This is a genomic window from Roseimicrobium gellanilyticum (assembly GCF_003315205.1).
Taxonomy (GTDB): Bacteria; Verrucomicrobiota; Verrucomicrobiia; order Verrucomicrobiales; family Verrucomicrobiaceae; genus Roseimicrobium; species Roseimicrobium gellanilyticum.
This window is the reverse complement of the sequence record NZ_QNRR01000013.1, coordinates 83,080-98,680: the sequence shown is the minus strand read 5'-3', so window position 1 is coordinate 98,680 and position 15,601 is coordinate 83,080. Positions and strand designations below refer to the sequence as shown.

The following is a 15,601-nucleotide window of genomic DNA, read 5'->3' as shown; positions in this document are numbered from 1 at the left end:
CGGGATGGAGTGGTGGATGCCCGTTCATGGTGGGAGTGCTGCGCTGGTGGCCATCTGCTTGAAGTTCGCAATGCCCGCTGGAGTTGGCCGCATGAAACACCCGGTTCCTTCCGGCAACGCTCCTCGTGCATGAAGGCTGCGCTCCTCGCCACCTACCGCTGGCAGTATCACCAGGGATTCACGTTTCGTGATGCCCTGGCTCTGGTACCGTATCTGCATGCTCTTGGAGTCAGTCACGTGTATGCCTCTCCGATCTTCCGCGCCAGTCCGGGCAGTCTCCATGGCTATGACGTGGCGGATCACAATGAGATCAACCCGGAGATCGGCACCCGGGAGGAATTTGACGCCCTGGTCGCCGAGTTGCACCGGCATGGCATGGGATTCATCGCGGATTTCGTGCCGAATCACATGGGCATCAGTGATCCGAACAATGAGTGGTGGATGAATGTGCTGGAGAACGGCCCGGCGTCGCCTTATGCGGGCTACTTCGATGTGGAGTGGCATCCGCTCAAGCCTGCTCTGGAGAACAAGGTCCTGCTGCCCATTCTTGGAGACCAATACGGTCGTGTGCTGGAGCGCGGGGAGTTGCGGCTGAAGTATGAACATGGTGCCTTCAAACTGGAGTGCCCCGGTGCGGTGCTGCCCATCGCGACCCGCACGACCAGGCCGTTGCTGCAGAGGGCGGCGGAGAATCTGGGAGAGGCGCCCGATGAATTGCACAGCATCATCACGGCGTTGGAGAATCTTCCCACACGCGACCAGACAGACCCGGCCAGGATTGCAGAGCGCGTGCGCGAAAAACGTGTCATCCGTGAGCGTCTCGTGCGGCTCTGCGAAATGGAACCCGAGGTGCACCAGGCCATCCAAGCGGCCGTGGAGGTGTGGCAGGATGGCAGCGATCCCAAGAATCTGGATCGCCTCGATGCACTCATCTCGGAGCAGCCCTACCGTCTGAGCTACTGGCGCGTCGCGGCGGAAGAGATCAACTATCGCCGGTTCTTCGACGTAAATTCGCTGGCTGCCATCCGGGTGGAACTGCCGGAGGTGTTTGATGCGACTCATCGCCTCCTGCTGGAGCTCTTTGCCAACGGTAGCCTGGATGGTGTGCGCATCGATCACATTGACGGCCTTGCGCGTCCTGCGCAGTATCTGGAAACCCTGAGGCAGAAAATTGCGGAGGCCACGAGTGGAAATACTCCGGGGTGGGTGTTTGTTGAAAAGATTCTGGGTGCCGGCGAGAAATTGCGGTCTGGCTGGCAAACAGATGGGACCACGGGGTATGAGTTCGCCACGCAAGCCATGCATGTCCTCGTGGACCGCGCGAGCGAGAGGAGGCTCACGCAGTGCTATGAAAAGTTTCTCGGCGACCATGCTGACTACCGGGAAATGGTCTGCCAGAGCAAGCGCCTCATCATGCAGCTCACGATGGCGAGTGAGGTGAATGTGCTTGGCACCATGCTCAGCCGTCTGGCGGAGATGCACCGATGGTACCGCGACTTCACTGTCAATGCGCTCACCACGGCCATTCGCGAGGTCATCGCCAGCTTTCCCGTGTATCGCTCGTACATTGACCCGGAGCATCCGGTGGGGGATGCGGATGCGACGGTGATTTCGCAGGCCATCGCGCTGGCGCGGCGGAGGAATCCCGCGCTGGAGCGCTCGGTGTTTGAGTTCATTCGTATCGTGTTGCTGCCGCCTGCAGAGAATCCGCATCCGCTGGATGAGGAAGTACGGCGTGCCTTTGTGGTGAAGTTCCAGCAGTGCACTGGTCCCATCATGGCCAAAGGGGTGGAGGACACAGCCTTCTATGTCTACAACCGGCTCGTGGCGCTCAATGAAGTGGGGGGCAACCCGGGCATCTACGGAACTCCCCTGGAGAGCTTTCACAAGCAGTGTGCCGCGCGGCAGGCCGATTGGCCGGGCAATCTCCTGGCGACTTCAACTCATGATACCAAGCGCTCCGAAGATGTCCGGGCCCGTATTCTCGCCCTGAGTGAGATGCCCGTGGAATGGTCGCAAGCCGTGCGCAAATGGCATACGGTCAATCGGAAGCACAAGGAAACTCTGGATGGCGTGCTGGTCCCCGATGCGAATGAGGAGTTTTTCCTGTACCAGACGCTTCTTGGCTCATGGCCACTGCAGCCGATGAATGACGAGGAACGCGGCGTCTATCTGAAACGTCTTCAGGAGTACATGACCAAGTCCCTGCACGAGGCCAAGGTGAACAGCAGTTGGATTGATCCCAACGAAGCCTGGGACAAGGCCGTGGAGGCATTCGTCGAGCGCATTCTGACGCCGGGATCCAAGAATCGATTCCTCACCTTGTTTGAGCCCCTCGCAGCCAGCATTGCTGAGCTGGGGGCGGTGAACTCCATGACGCAAACCGTGCTCAAGCTGACCACGCCCGGCGTTCCGGATTTCTACCAGGGTACAGAGATGTGGGATTTCAGTCTCGTGGATCCGGACAATCGCCGACCGGTGGATTACGTGGCCCGACAGCACTCACTACAGTCACTCGCTTCCGCCTCTCCAGCAAACTTGCTGGCCAACTGGAAGGATGGACGAATCAAGCTCTTCCTCATCAAACGACTTCTGCAGTTGCGGCAAACGAGCCCGGTTTTGTTTTTCTCCGGCAGTTACGAGCCTCTCGTGGCGAATGGCCGCCATGCAGAGAGGTGCCTCGCCTTCCGTCGCGCCACTCCCGAGGCTGGCATGGTGGTGGTTGTCCCGCGGCTGACCCGGCCACTGGGCTTCCCACCGGTCGGTGACTGCTGGGAAGATACCGCGATGGACCTGCCTGACTCCTCCGCGAGTGGGTGGAGGGATGTCTTCACCGGCAGAGTGTTTGCCAGAGTGGGAGCGGCGCCCCTCACGGACCTCTTTGCCGAGCTGCCCTTCGCGGTGCTGGTGTCCGGAGACACGGGGGCTTGATCTGACACGTGCCCGCCGTTGACGCTTGCGCAGGAGCCCCTCACCATGGAGCATCCCAACCTTCATGTCCCGCACGTTCCGAGCCGCCCTTTTTCTATTGATTGCCGCCTTCCTTGCCTCCTGTGATTCCAGTGAGGGGGGGAAGATTTCCCTGGATGACTACGAAGGTCCGGAGGGTGAGGCCATCGTGCGCCACGTCATCAAGACGTTGCCTCCCGTGCATCCGGAGATTCCCAAGGTGTACACGGTGGTGAAGGGCCCGCATCTCAAGAGCACCAGCATGGACTTCGTCCGCCGCATGGAGGATCTGAAGCTCACCTTCATCTCCGGAGAGGTGCTGACCATGCGCGATGACCCGGATCGGACCATCATTGATCCCCGCAGCGGTCTCGCTCCGGTGCAGATCCAGATCGCGGAAATCAAGCGCGCCGGGGGCGAGTCTTTTCAGGTGGCTGCCGGTTGGGCGTACAAGAAGGACTACGAGAGGCATCAGTACAAGCTCACGAAGACCGCCAGCGGCTACGACGTGCAACATGTCCAACGCCTTGAGGGAAACTACGTCAACGATCCTGAGTTGAAGAAGCCCTGACCAATGCTGCGCCAACGCTCTTCAAGAATTTCCCTCACCCGTATTGCGCAGCTTTGCTGTGTGGGCGCATTCACCTGGGTGGTTCCCGGGTGTGCAGTCCGGGACACGTGGGGCAAGGCGCGCAAAGAGGGAGATCTCACGGCGCATGAACAGTCTGTGCCGGAGAAATGGTCTCGAGGCCCGAAGATTCCGTCCAAGGCGGCGACTGGCTGGCTGGCTGATTTTGGAAACGGTGAACTGACCCGCCTTGTGGATGAAGCCATCGCGAAGAATCCCGATCTGAAGGCCACTGCGGCACGGGTCACGCAGGCGCGTGCGCAAGTGCGCATTGCAGGTGCAGATCTCTGGCCGCAGGCTGCGACCGATTTCAACGCACGCCGCAATCAGAGTGCCTCCGGCCAGCGGTTCGTGGGTGTGGGACAGCGGAGCAATCGGTTTGAGCTTGGACTCGATGTGAGTTGGGAGGTGGATTTCTGGGGTCGCATCAAGGATCAGCGTGGTGCTGCCGTAGCGGATGCCGAAGCCGCCGCCGAAGACCTGCACGCGGCGAAGCTTTCTCTCGCGGCGAATGTCGTGAAAGGTGCGGTGACCCTGGTGGAATCCAAGGAGCAGGTCAGGCTCGCGGAGGACAACGTGAACTCCCGCCGCACCCACCTGCAGATCGTCGAGCGGCAGCTGGAACGTGGCCTGGACTCGGATCGCGCTGCGCTGGATGTGAGCCTGAGTCGTGCGGATCTTGCTCGTGCGGAGGAGTCCCTCGCCCTGCGCAAGCGTGCCTCAGATGAGGCGCGTCGCGTCCTTGAGGTTCTCCTGGGAGCTTATCCCGGCGGGAAGGAGACGGGTCTTTCGGCGTTGCCCACCGTGAAGCTCAAAGTGCCCGCGGGCATCCCATCGGAAGTCCTGCTACGCCGGCCGGACATCCGTGCTGCCGAGCGCCGCCTGGAGGCGTCCCTGCGCGAGGAGAGCGCCGCAAAGAAGGCATTTCTTCCGAGCTTCAATCTCACCGGTGGCACCGGCCTGAGCACTGAGGATCTCAGCTTCCTCATCGACCAGGGATCGGTGGTTTGGACGGTGGCGGGAAATGTCGCCCAGCAGATCTTCCAAGGTGGGCGCATCAAGGCGAATGTCGATCTCGCCCGTGCCCGTTATGAGGAAGCCCTGGCGCTGTATGCCAGCACGGCCACCACTGCGTTTAAGGAAGTGGAATCGGCTCTTTCGGCAGAGGCCTATTTGCTGGAGCAGGAGGCCGCCCTTGAGCGTGCCTCCACGGAGGCCGCCCGCTCGGTACAGCTTGCCACCGGCCAGTACGAGCGTGGGTTGGTGGACATCCTCACTCTCCTCGATGCCCAGCAGCGTGCGTTTGATGCACGCAGTGCTCTCGCGGTGATCAAAGCCCAGCGACTGCGCAATCGGGCGGATCTGCATCTCGCCCTCGGGGGTGATTTTTGAGGCAACTTCGGGCGCCCGGGCCGGTTCCTTCCACCGTCCGTTTTCCCTCGCATGGTGCATCATTGTGTGAGACGCTTGGATTCCGGTTCGCCCCCGCACATCTCATTCGCCCCCTGCATGATCCGCTTCCTGAGCGTCATCATTCCCCTTGCCATCCTCGCCGCCAGCGGCGCGGGCACATGGTGGTTGCTCGTGAATCGTCCGGAGACAAAAATGCAGGAGGTGCGCCCTGTGCTCGTGCAGGTGGAGGGTACGCGGTTGAAGAAGACCTCTTTTCCCGTGGTCGTCACCTCGCAGGGCATGGTGCAGCCGCGCACACAGACCACCCTGCTGCCAGAAGTCTCCGCGAAGATCGTGGAGAGCAGCTCCAACTTCAAACCTGGAGGCTTCTTTGAGAAGGGTGAGGTGCTGATGAAGCTCGACCCCGTGGATTATGAGACCGCAGTCGTGGTCGCCCAGGCAGCCGTGGCACAGGCGGAGTCCATGCTGGCAGAGGAACTGGCCAAGGCTGAGCAGGCGCTGGAAAACTGGAAGGCCCTGGGTCGGTCTGGCGAGCCGAATGCCCTCGCCATGCGCAAGCCCCAAGTCGCCAAGGCGCATGCCGATGTCGCCTCCGCCAAAGCCCAGGTATTGAAGGCCGAGCGTGACCTGGAGCGCACCACCATCCGTGCACCCTTCGCCGGGCAGGTGCTGGAGCAGCTGGTGGATGTCGGTCAGCTCGTCACCTCCGGCACGCAGCTCGCCAAGGTATTTGCGGTCGACTATGTGGAAATCCGCCTGCCCCTGCCGGAGCGTGGCATGCGGTTCCTGGCGCTCCCGGAGAACTACCGTGATGGCTCAGAATCCGCGGCCACGGCGAACGCCGAGGTCCGCCTGAACGCTGTAATGAACGGAAAGCTCGCTTCATGGAGAGGCCGCATCGTCCGTGTGGAGGGCGCCATGGATGCCAGCACGCGCCAAATCATCGCCGTCGCTCAGGTGGATGATCCCTACGCGAAGCGCAGCGATGGACTCCCCCCGCTCAAGGTGGGCCAGTTCGTGGAAGCGGAGATCACCGGGGAAACGCTCCAGGATGTATATGTCATCCCTCGCAGTGCAGTACGGGCCGGGAATGAAATCATCCTCATATCCCCGAAGAACACGCTTCGTCGTGTGCTGGTGGAGCCTCTGGTGAGCGATGAAAAGCAAATCGTGATCGCCGCCAATGCTCCCAAGGCACCCCAAGAGGGTGAAGTGCTGTGCCTGACTCCCATTCCCTTTCCGGCAGATGGCGCTCGCGTGGATCCGGTGATCGATGGCAAAGCCAGCACGGTAGGCATGGCCAAGTCGGACGCGACCGCGACCAAACCCGTTCCTGCACCCAAGGGTGGACCTTCGTAATTGCTGGCATCCGCTGATACGGTGGATTGGCAAGATTTCCTGAATGCCGCTTCAGAATGGTGGAAAAGTTGCAGTGGATACTCGCGTTTTGCCCGCCGTGGGTAATAAGATGTAGCTCAACCCCCCACTGATTCATGAGCTTTAACTTCGGGCCCGTGCGCCTGATCATCTTCATTGTTTGTGTTCTCACCTTCTGGGCTTTCAAAGGTTTTGAAAACACCGTTCCCGGAGAAGAAGACACCGTGATCGAGCTTGGCAGCGAATGGGTCTGGCCCCTGATCATGTTTTTCGTCGGAGCGATCGCGGTCTCTTTCATTGACCATTACATCGGCACCTTGGAGAGGCAGAATATTCGGCTCGTGTATCTGATCGGTGGAGCCATCCTCATGGTGGGTGCCATCGTCCTGCTCAACAAGGCAAAGGCGGCCCATGCCCTTGTCAGTTGAGGCCGGACTGCGGATTTGAAGATTCGCATGCACCCGTGACCAACCCGGTCTAGCCTTTGCCATGGAAGAGGCGGGGGACGAGCCCATCATTGTCAGCACAGACGAGCATTTCATGCGGGAAGCCCTGCGCCAGGCGCGCAAGGCCGCCAGGCAAGATGAAGTGCCCATTGGGGCAGTCATTGTGCGTGAGGGACATGTGATTGCCCGCGCCTGGAATCAGGTGGAGACGCTCAAGGACGCCACGGCCCATGCGGAAATGATTGCCCTGACCCAGGCTCAGAGCGCCTTGGGTGACTGGCGGCTGAATGAGTGTGACCTCTACGTGACCAAGGAGCCCTGTCCCATGTGTGCCGGAGCCATCATGCACTGCCGGGTGCGGCGGGTCATCTTTGGCTGCCCGGATCTCAAGGGGGGCGCAGCCGGCGGTTTTTGGAATCTCCTTCAGGCTCCGAACCTCAATCATCGCAGTGAGATTGTCTCTGGAGTGCTCGGGGATGAGTGCGTGATGGTGCTGAAAAGTTTCTTCCGCGAAGCCAGGGAACGCCGCGCCAATGGGTTGATCCACAAAAAGGGACTGTCAGATCTCTGACTCAGAAACGAACGTCCGGACCGCATCTCGGTCAAAATGCCCGGCACGATGCTTGCGCTCCCTGGCGCAGGTGTCTGCGTGTGAAGACACCATGAAGCCATGATGAATTCGCCGTGAAGCGGGACTTCCGCGTTGCCAAGCACCTCTCCACACCGCTAGACTTCCCATCGCATGCCACCGGAAAAAACCGCCAGCTATTGGCAGGCTGCGACTCGCAGCCTGGCGAGACGTGTGAACTTCGGCTGGTGGCTGGAGAGCTGGACCGGCTGGCTGCTTGGCGCGGCGCTCGTTGGCGCTGTGGCGATCCTGTTTGTCCGCTGGATGCCGGTCGTCGAGCTTCGCTGGGTATGGTGTGGCATTGGTGCGGTGCTTGTGCTCGCAGCGGTGCTGGCCTGGTGGCTGGGGCGCTCGCGCTACGAAACTCCTCAAGCGGCGCGTATCCGGCTGGAGGATGCCCTTGGATTGAAGACACGTCTCAGCGCCGCTGAGGCCGGGGTGGGGGATTGGCCCACACCGCCCCAGGAAATCAAATGGCCGGTGCAGTGGCGTTGGCAACGTCCCGTGACGGTTCTGGCCGTGTCCGGCATGGTGCTCCTCCTGGCGGCGTGGGTGCCCGTGGCCCAGCGTGAAGTGGACAAGAAACGCATCGTCCAGGAGCCGACCGCAGTGAAAGAGGTGAAGGAGTGGATGGAGAACCTCCAGAAGGAAGAGGCCGTGGAGGAGGAGTCTGTGGAGGAAGTGGAGAAAAAAATTGCCGAGCTGCTCCAGCGTCCCGCAGAGAACTGGTATGAACACGGCAGCCTCGAGGCGGCAGGAAATCTGCGCGATCAAACCGCGGAGATGCTGCGTGAACTCTCGCAGAATCTTGCGGATGCCGAGCGTGCCGCCTCTGCCCTGCAGGCGGCGGGCGATGCCCTGCCTCAAGAAGCCAAGGATTCCCTGGGGAATGAACTGGGCAATGCCGCACAGGCCATGCGCACTGGAGGCATGAAGCCGAATGAACAATTGCTACAGCAGCTTCAGCAGATGGGCGGCAAGGGGTTGGGCGGCATGAGCAAGGAGCAGATGCAAAATCTGGCCAAGCAACTGCAGAAGAATGCCCAGGCGCTGCAGGATGCCCTCAAGAACTCACCGGAACTGAAACTGACCGAGTGCCAGGGATGCAATGGCAGTGGCAAAGGCAAAGGAAGGGGGAAGGGAAAGGGCAAGGACGGTGAAGGAGAAGGAGAAGATGGTCCAGGCCGAGGGGGCATCACTCGCGGACCGGGTACCGCGCCGATCACCTTGAGCTCAGAGGAAACCAATCTGAATTCCACCAAGACTGAGGCCGTGAACTCTCAGATCGACATGGAACGTGTTGCCCCGGGCGACCTCCTCACGGTAAGCGATGGCAAGCATGAGGTGGACAAGAATGCCTACAAAGGACCCCAGGCCGGGGGCACGATTTCCAACACGGGTGATGGCGGTGCTGCCGTGTGGCAGAACTCGCTCCTGCCCAGTGAACGCGAGGCGCTGAAGAGGTACTTCAAATAACACCAGCAGGACATGAGCGGCGGGGTGGCACAGAGTCGGAGGGCGTTGACGTGGTGGGGCTGCTCACTGCTGGTGATTTGTCTTGCGGCGTTGTTTGTAAGGCCGTTTGGAAAGGGCACCTCTGGAGTGGAAATCCAAAATCGCGATGGTGCTGGCCTCCGCATCGGTACAGAAAAATCATGCTCTCATGCTGGTTGTTCACCCCGGCAGGGACAGCGTGATGACGGCGGCAACCATGAAAGTCTCCATGGTGGGTTGCAGGCTGTTTGGCAAGACGCCGGACGGCCCCCCAATGTTTCTTCTACTCGCCAATGTTGATGATGTGCGCATGTGGCGGTTCCTCTTTTAAGACCATCTCTTCACCCGTTACAATTTTTCAATCTTCCAGACATGAGCACCACCCTCCAACCACTCACCGAGCCCGAACTTCAGACCGCCTCAGCAGCAGTTGAAAAACTTCGCGCGGCCTTGCAGCAAGTGCTCTTCGGGCAGGATGAGTTGATCAATCATGTCATCACCGGCCTGCTGGCACGTGGACACCTGCTGCTCGAAGGTCTTCCCGGATTGGGAAAGACGGAGCTGGTGAAGGGACTGGCAAAAACGCTGCAGCTCGTTGCCAAACGCATCCAGTTCACGCCTGACCTGCTGCCAGGTGATATCACTGGCAACCCCATGCTGCAGGATACCGCCGATGGCCGTCGCTTTGTATTCCAGCCGGGCCCCATTTTTGCGAACCTCGTGCTCGCGGATGAAATCAACCGCGCCTCGCCCAAGACGCAGTCGGCATTGCTGGAAGCGATGCAGGAGCGCCGCGTCACGGTGATGGGCGAATCCCACGCATTGCCCGCTCCTTTCTTTGTGCTGGCCACGCAGAACCCGATTGAACTGGAAGGCACCTACCCGCTGCCTGAGGCGCAGCTGGATCGTTTTCTCTTCAAGCTCGATGTGCGCAGCAATGATGCGGATACGCTGGAGAAGATCGTGCTGCATCGCGAGATCGGTGTGGAGCCCCAGGTGGATGTGGTGATGGATGCCGCTTCACTCAATTCTCTGCTGGAGGCTTCGCGTCGCATGTTCATGCCGCAGCCGGTGGCGAACTTCATCGCCCGCCTCGTGAAGGCCACGCACCCGGGTGAGCCGCATGCCGGTGGTGTGAAGTTCGGCGCCAGCCCGCGTGCCGCCCTCGCCCTGGCCGCTGCGGCAAAGGCTCGAGGACTCATGGAGCAGCGTCTGAACGCCAGCTATGAAGATGTGCGTGCCGTCGCTCCCGCCGTGCTGCGCCATCGCATCCTGCTCGACTATGGCGCGAAGCTGGAAGGTCTCACTCCGGATCTGATTGTCGCAAAGCTGCTGGAAAATGTGCCGGCGCAGGACAAGCCGCTGCCCAACACGCTTCGTGCCGCCAAGATCTGATCACGCTCCCGTCTTCCGCACACACTCTGGCTTCGGATTCCCGCCACTCCCCATGTTTCTTTCCCTTCATCGACGCCTTCTCCCCCTTGTGCTTTTTGGCTGCATGGCTGCGGGCATTGCGCCGGCAGCCACGGTGCTGTCTCCCCGTATGGACGCGGGCAGTGGGATCGACATCCGTCTGGAGAGCTGGCTGGACGGTTGCCCGCCAGCGGGAGCGGTTCCCATCCGGATTCGCATTCGGAATGTGGAAAAGCAAACCCACACATGGACCATCACGTCCATGTGCAACACAGGAGGCACCTCCTCGGTGGACATCACGGTGGAAGGCGGCAAGGAAGGGGAGCGCATGATGTATGCGCCGGTGTTGCTGCATCCTGAGTCGAGCTACTACACCACCATCGACTTCCGCGTGAAGGGGCCCGGTGTGGCCGATCAATCGGCCGGGAATCTGCACAACAGCGGTGGCTACGGCAGCAGCCGCACGGAGTTCATTGGCATGAGCGCCGGGCTGCATGCCAAGGGATGGAGTGCGCTGGAAAACAAATTCTCCGGCTCACACTCCGGCACTGCGCTGCAGGGATCCAAGGTGGAGATTCCGGCGGCGCCGGAGGACTGGCGGGGATACACAGGGTTGGCCCAGTTGTGGATGGATGATGGCGATTGGACATCCATGAGTGCGACAGCAAAGGCCGCCATGCTGGAATGGGTGGCGATGGGAGGCGATGTGCATCTGCTGTGTGGGGACACGAGTGTTGCACGACTCGAACAACTCGGCCTGCCTCCTGTGGTAGACTCACGCCGTCGCGTGGGTGCCGGAGAAATCCACGTCCAATCATGGTCCGGCAGCTCTTTGCCGTTGGACTCCATGGTGACGGATATCAAGGCGGGGAAGGATGCCAGCCGTCGTGAACTGATGTCGGGCTACAGCAAGAAGTGGGGACTCGCGGAGATCGTGGGACCCCTCACCATCAAGTCAGGTCTCATCTTCAGCTTCATCGCGATCTTTGGTCTTCTGGTGGGGCCGGTGAATCTCTTCTGGCTGGCTGGCGCAGGGCAGCGCCAGCGTTTGTTCTGGACCACGCCGCTCCTCTCGCTGGCGGCGAGCGGTCTGCTGCTGGTACTCATGGTGCTACAGGACGGCATCGGGGGATCTGGAGCACGTACGATCTTTGCCCTGATGCTGCCGGAGCAAAAGCGACTGGCCGTGACACAAGAGCAGGTGGCCAAGACGGGCGTATTGCTGGGGCGCGGTTTTGACCGGGCCGATGCCGACTTGATGGCGCCCATCAGCATCAACAGTACCGGCCGCCAGTCGTCGAACTGGCAGTCGCGCTTCAATGTCGAGGAGTCGGAAAGCCATCGCAACGGAGCCTGGTTTGCAAGCCGGTCCCTGCAGTCGCATTTGCTCCAGACGATCCGCCCAAGCCGCGCGAGCATTGAGATATTCTCCGCCGAAGGATCGGCCCCCAGTGTGCTTTCTACCGTGGAAGCTCCTCTGAAGCGGATGTTCATTGTCGATGATGCCGGGAAGGTGTGGGCCGCCGAGGATGTGGGTACTGGGGAGAAGACGACCATGCGGGCCAGCGACATCGCGGAATTGGAACAGTGGATGCATGATCACGCCGGCAAGGCATCCGGGCCCATGGTGAAGTCGCTGCTTCAGCAGGTGGAGAAGCGTCCCGGCTTCGCTTATGCGGAAGCGGCAGATGCTTCCAAATTCGCCATCGGCACGCTGCCTTCCGTCAGGTGGAATCATGAGCGTCTGTTGCTCGCCGGTCCCTATGTGAAGCGCTAGGAGCCCCTCTTTTCTCGAATCCTTTTCTTTCTTTCCTCATGTCTGCATCACCCGCTTCCGTCACGGCATCCGCCACCGCCCCTGTGCCACCTCCGCTGCCGGAGACGCTGGTCACGGTGCGGAGGTTGAACCGCATTTTCGACAATGTGCATGCGGTGAAGGACATCTCATTTGATATCGCCCGCGGACAGGTGGTGGGCTTCATCGGCGCGAACGGTGCCGGCAAGACCACCACCATGCGCATGATGGCCACCCTGGATGTGCCCAACAGCGGCACCATCCGCATTGCGGACATGGATGTGGTACAGCGCCCGGGCAGTGTGCGCAGACTCATTGGCTGGATGCCTGACCACTACGGCACCTACGCGCACATGACTGTCTTCGAATACCTGGATTTCTTTGCGCGTGCGTACGGATTCAAGCGCGAGCAGCGGCGCACCCGGGTGGAGGAAGTGATGGACTTCGCGGATCTCACCGTGCTGGCGGATCGTCCCATGAACAAGCTCAGCAAGGGCATGGGCCAGCGGCTTTGCTTTGGCCGCATGCTGCTGCCGGATCCGGAGTTCATGATCCTGGATGAACCTGCTGCGGGCCTGGATCCCAAGGCGCGCCTGGAGTTCAAGAATCTCGTGCGCCTGCTCGCGCAACGCGGGAAGACGCTTTTCATCAGCAGCCATATCCTCAGTGAACTGGGGGAGATGTGCGACACCCTGCTCTTCATCGATGGAGGGAAGATGGTGTACCACGGTTCCGCGGAGTCCCTGCGCCGCAATCATGGGAACAGCGCCAACGGGAACGCGCAGATGGTGCTGGACATTGTGCTGGCCGGACCCGGTGACATGCTCACCCAGTGGGCATCCATGAATCCACTCTGGTCCCTGCTGGAAGAGCGGCGTGATGGCGCCCGCCTGCTGGTGGAAAGCAGTGATCCGCTCGTGCTGGCAGCAGGACTCAAGAAGATGATCCTGGATGGTCTGCCAGTCATCGAGTTTCACCGTGAAGAGCGGCGGCTCGAAGACGCCTTTGTCGACATGCTGCGCAAGATTTCCGTGGATGGCAGCACGCGGCACACCTGATTTTTCCCGGCACCCCAGCCATCGCTTTCAGTTGCCTTTTCCAAACGACATGACCGCCGCCGTCAGTTCCATCAACGCAGCACCAGACTTTCCGGACTGGTTCAGCCCGCTGTTGGTGAAGGATCTGCGTCAGGGGTTGCGGAGCCGGTGGTTCATCTGGCTGTTCCTCTGGGTGCAGTTCAGCATGGTGGTACTCGTTGCGGTGCACATGCTCTATGGGATGGAAACTCCGGGAGGGCGTGCGGGAACCATGGGGAAGATGTGGATGGATGTCCTGTTCTTTGCGAACATCACGCTCGTGCTCCATGTCCTGCTGCCGCTCCGGGGCATCTTCATTGCCGATGCGGATGTGGAGCCCGGTAATCTGCCGCTGCTGCGTGTGACCGGTGTGCTGGCGCGGCGCATCGCCGTGAGCAAGCTGGTGGTGACCATGTTCATGGTGGGACTCATCATGACGACCATGCTGCCCTACATCACGCTGCGCTATTTCCTCAGCGGTGTGGACGTCGTGGGTGACTTCATGCGGCTCGCCTGGATCGGAGTGGCGTCCGGTGTGATCGCGGCCTGGGGATTGTTGCTTGCCATCATGCCGGCCGTGTGGCGCGCGGTAGTGGGAGGATTGTTGATCCTGGGTGGCCTGCCAATTTTCGAAAGCATTCTCTGGATGATGATCAATGTCAGTCGCGACTGGAGCGCCGGCGTTTTCATGTCCGTGCTCATCTGGCTGGTGGTGGCCATCTTTGTGGCTGTGCTTCCGCTGGCCATCGTGGAGTCCCGTTTTAATGACGGACGCTCCGTGGACTGGCAGTTCCACGCCATTCCTGCATCACCCCCGCCTGTCTCCACTCCCACGTCTTCCCCCACTTCATGAGTTCCGCCACTGTTGCCCCCCGAGCGCCCGAGCGCATTCTTCCGAATGGCATGGACTTTGCCGACTGGCTCAGTCCCATCCTGGTGAAGGAACTTCGCCAGGGCCTGAAGACAAAGATGTTCATCACCACCTTCATCCTCATCCAGGTCGTGATGATTCTGATCACCGGGCTCCAGCTTCTGGAGGTGGCGCACGGAGGCAGCGGCAGTGCGGACGGCTTCAGCGGATTCTTCGCCGCCTTCATCTGGATTCCCCTGCTGATCCTGATGCCGGCGCGCGGCCTTACGGCGGTGAGTGAGGAATTGAAGGTGAATACGCTGGACTTGGTACAGCTGACGCATCTCACGGCATTCCGCATTGTGCTGGGCAAGTGGGTGGCCCTGATTGCCCAGACGCTCCTCGTGGTGACTGCCATCCTGCCTTACGCGGTGCTGCGGTACTTCTTTGGCGAGGTGGATATTGTTTCCGATCTCACCGGCATCGGCATCATGATGCTGGCCTCCATGGTGCTCACCGCGGGAGCGCTTGCGCTTTCAAGTGCGCACATCGCCCTCCGTATTCTGGTGGTGCTGGGCCTGTTCTTTGCGATGAGCTTTCTGCTCTCGATGGTGTTTGACCGGTCCTACCTCGTCTCGGGAGGCGGCCCATCGAGAACATGGCTCCTGTGGATGCTGCCGCTCCTGGCAGTGATGCACGTGTACCTGCTGCTGGAGATTGCAGCGTCGCGCATCGCGCCCATCTCGGAGAATCACTCCGGACGGAAGCGCATGGTGATTCTTGTGATGGGAGCGGTAGGTGTGTTGTTGGCATGGTTCGGTGAGGAACACGCGTCCATGACCTGGACTCTCTGCTGTTCTGTTGCCACTGCGTGGGTCATGCTGGAATCGCTCAGTGAGCGCACGCAGCACGTGCCGAGTCTGTACTCCAGCTTTGCCCGGCGTGGATTCTTTGGCAGGCTGGCGGGCCGTCTGCTGTATCCCGGCTGGGCATCGGGTCTGGTGTTTACCCTGGTGCTTGCCGGACTGGCGTTTGCCATCGGCATGGGTGTGATTCAGCGCTTCAAACCGGTGGAACTCGGAGACTACCTGCTGGAGTCGCGCTTGATGTTCCCCATCATCTTCACCTCCATCATTTCACCCGTGGTGGTGATTTTGCTCTTCCCAAGGGCACGGCAGCCCATCTGGCTTTATGTGTTGTCCCAGGCGCTGTTCGGGCTTTGCTATGTGGTCGCCAATGTGGCTGGCAATGCGCCCAGTCTTGATCCGGAGGATGCTTTCCGCTGGCTCGCGCCGTTGCCCACCAGTGTGTGGTTCGTGCTGATGGAGGAAGGGGCGGCCAGTCCGCTGGGGCATTTCTATGCGATGTTCACCCTTCCAGCCTGCGCCATCATCTGCGCATATCTGGGCTTCCGGGCCATGCGTGAGTTCCGCTTCATCTCAGAACTGGAAAAGCAATCGCAGGCGAGTACGAAGGAGTTTGATTATCCCACGCCGGTAGTTTCGAATGCCGCCTGATTGCTCACATCACCT

13 protein-coding genes are annotated in these 15,601 nt (G+C 60.6%); all 13 read left to right on the top strand.

Annotated features, from left to right (window positions below; genetic code table 11):
- Nucleotides 1-129: 129 nt before the first annotated feature.
- Complete coding sequence (gene treY, locus DES53_RS26715; RefSeq protein WP_113961396.1) at nt 130-2,931, top strand: malto-oligosyltrehalose synthase; 2,802 nt, start codon at nt 130-132, stop codon at nt 2,929-2,931.
- Between the two features lie 64 nt (nt 2,932-2,995).
- Entirely contained in the window at nt 2,996-3,520 is a 525-nt protein-coding gene (locus DES53_RS26710) for a hypothetical protein (RefSeq protein ID WP_147263639.1), read from the top strand.
- 3 nt (nt 3,521-3,523) lie between these two features.
- On the top strand, nt 3,524-4,969 hold the full coding sequence (locus DES53_RS26705; protein WP_113961394.1) for an efflux transporter outer membrane subunit: 1,446 nt from the start codon (nt 3,524-3,526) through the stop codon (nt 4,967-4,969).
- A gap of 117 nt (nt 4,970-5,086) precedes the next feature.
- Nucleotides 5,087-6,349, top strand: coding sequence for an efflux RND transporter periplasmic adaptor subunit (locus tag DES53_RS26700; RefSeq protein ID WP_170157436.1), 1,263 nt, complete (start codon nt 5,087-5,089; stop codon nt 6,347-6,349).
- 155 nt (nt 6,350-6,504) lie between these two features.
- Nucleotides 6,505-6,795 (top strand): hypothetical protein, encoded by a 291-nt coding sequence (locus tag DES53_RS26695; RefSeq protein ID WP_147263638.1) that lies wholly within the window; start codon nt 6,505-6,507, stop codon nt 6,793-6,795.
- A 61-nt stretch (nt 6,796-6,856) separates the two neighbouring features.
- On the top strand, nt 6,857-7,384 hold the full coding sequence (gene tadA / locus DES53_RS26690) for a tRNA adenosine(34) deaminase TadA (RefSeq protein WP_113961391.1): 528 nt from the start codon (nt 6,857-6,859) through the stop codon (nt 7,382-7,384).
- Between the two features lie 171 nt (nt 7,385-7,555).
- Nucleotides 7,556-8,917, top strand: a complete 1,362-nt coding sequence (locus tag DES53_RS26685; RefSeq protein WP_113961390.1) for a hypothetical protein — start codon at nt 7,556-7,558, stop codon at nt 8,915-8,917.
- Between the two features lie 145 nt (nt 8,918-9,062).
- Nucleotides 9,063-9,266, top strand: a complete 204-nt coding sequence (locus DES53_RS26680) for a hypothetical protein (protein WP_113961389.1) — start codon at nt 9,063-9,065, stop codon at nt 9,264-9,266.
- Nucleotides 9,267-9,307: 41 nt separating this feature from the next.
- On the top strand, nt 9,308-10,330 hold the full coding sequence (locus DES53_RS26675; RefSeq protein WP_113961388.1) for an AAA family ATPase: 1,023 nt from the start codon (nt 9,308-9,310) through the stop codon (nt 10,328-10,330).
- Nucleotides 10,331-10,382: 52 nt separating this feature from the next.
- Nucleotides 10,383-12,125: a hypothetical protein gene (locus tag DES53_RS26670; protein ID WP_147263637.1), complete on the top strand. Its 1,743-nt coding sequence runs from the start codon at nt 10,383-10,385 to the stop codon at nt 12,123-12,125.
- A gap of 38 nt (nt 12,126-12,163) precedes the next feature.
- Nucleotides 12,164-13,201 carry an ABC transporter ATP-binding protein gene (locus DES53_RS26665; RefSeq protein ID WP_113961386.1) on the top strand — a complete coding sequence of 346 codons (1,038 nt, stop codon included), beginning with the start codon at nt 12,164-12,166 and terminating at the stop codon, nt 13,199-13,201.
- A 49-nt stretch (nt 13,202-13,250) separates the two neighbouring features.
- Nucleotides 13,251-14,072, top strand: coding sequence for a hypothetical protein (locus DES53_RS26660; RefSeq protein WP_147263636.1), 822 nt, complete (start codon nt 13,251-13,253; stop codon nt 14,070-14,072).
- The gene (locus DES53_RS26655; RefSeq protein WP_113961384.1) at nt 14,069-15,586 is read left to right on the top strand and encodes an ABC transporter permease; all 1,518 of its coding nucleotides are present in this window, start codon (nt 14,069-14,071) and stop codon (nt 15,584-15,586) included. Before DES53_RS26660 ends, DES53_RS26655 begins: the two co-directional genes overlap by 4 nt.
- Nucleotides 15,587-15,601 lie beyond the last annotated feature (15 nt).

Bases quoted from the DNA above. Each gene is read 5' to 3' on its own strand.
- tadA (WP_113961391.1), top strand. From the start codon at position 6,857: ATGGAAGAGGCGGGGGACGAGCCCATCATTGTCAGCACAGACGAGCAT.
- DES53_RS26655 (WP_113961384.1), top strand. From the start codon at position 14,069: ATGAGTTCCGCCACTGTTGCCCCCCGAGCGCCCGAGCGCATTCTTCCG.
- DES53_RS26680 (WP_113961389.1), top strand. From the start codon at position 9,063: ATGGTGCTGGCCTCCGCATCGGTACAGAAAAATCATGCTCTCATGCTG.
- DES53_RS26685 (WP_113961390.1), top strand. From the start codon at position 7,556: ATGCCACCGGAAAAAACCGCCAGCTATTGGCAGGCTGCGACTCGCAGC.
- DES53_RS26700 (WP_170157436.1), top strand. From the start codon at position 5,087: ATGATCCGCTTCCTGAGCGTCATCATTCCCCTTGCCATCCTCGCCGCC.
- DES53_RS26675 (WP_113961388.1), top strand. From the start codon at position 9,308: ATGAGCACCACCCTCCAACCACTCACCGAGCCCGAACTTCAGACCGCC.
- DES53_RS26670 (WP_147263637.1), top strand. From the start codon at position 10,383: ATGTTTCTTTCCCTTCATCGACGCCTTCTCCCCCTTGTGCTTTTTGGC.
- DES53_RS26705 (WP_113961394.1), top strand. From the start codon at position 3,524: ATGCTGCGCCAACGCTCTTCAAGAATTTCCCTCACCCGTATTGCGCAG.
- DES53_RS26660 (WP_147263636.1), top strand. From the start codon at position 13,251: ATGACCGCCGCCGTCAGTTCCATCAACGCAGCACCAGACTTTCCGGAC.
- treY (WP_113961396.1), top strand. From the start codon at position 130: ATGAAGGCTGCGCTCCTCGCCACCTACCGCTGGCAGTATCACCAGGGA.
- DES53_RS26665 (WP_113961386.1), top strand. From the start codon at position 12,164: ATGTCTGCATCACCCGCTTCCGTCACGGCATCCGCCACCGCCCCTGTG.
- DES53_RS26710 (WP_147263639.1), top strand. From the start codon at position 2,996: ATGTCCCGCACGTTCCGAGCCGCCCTTTTTCTATTGATTGCCGCCTTC.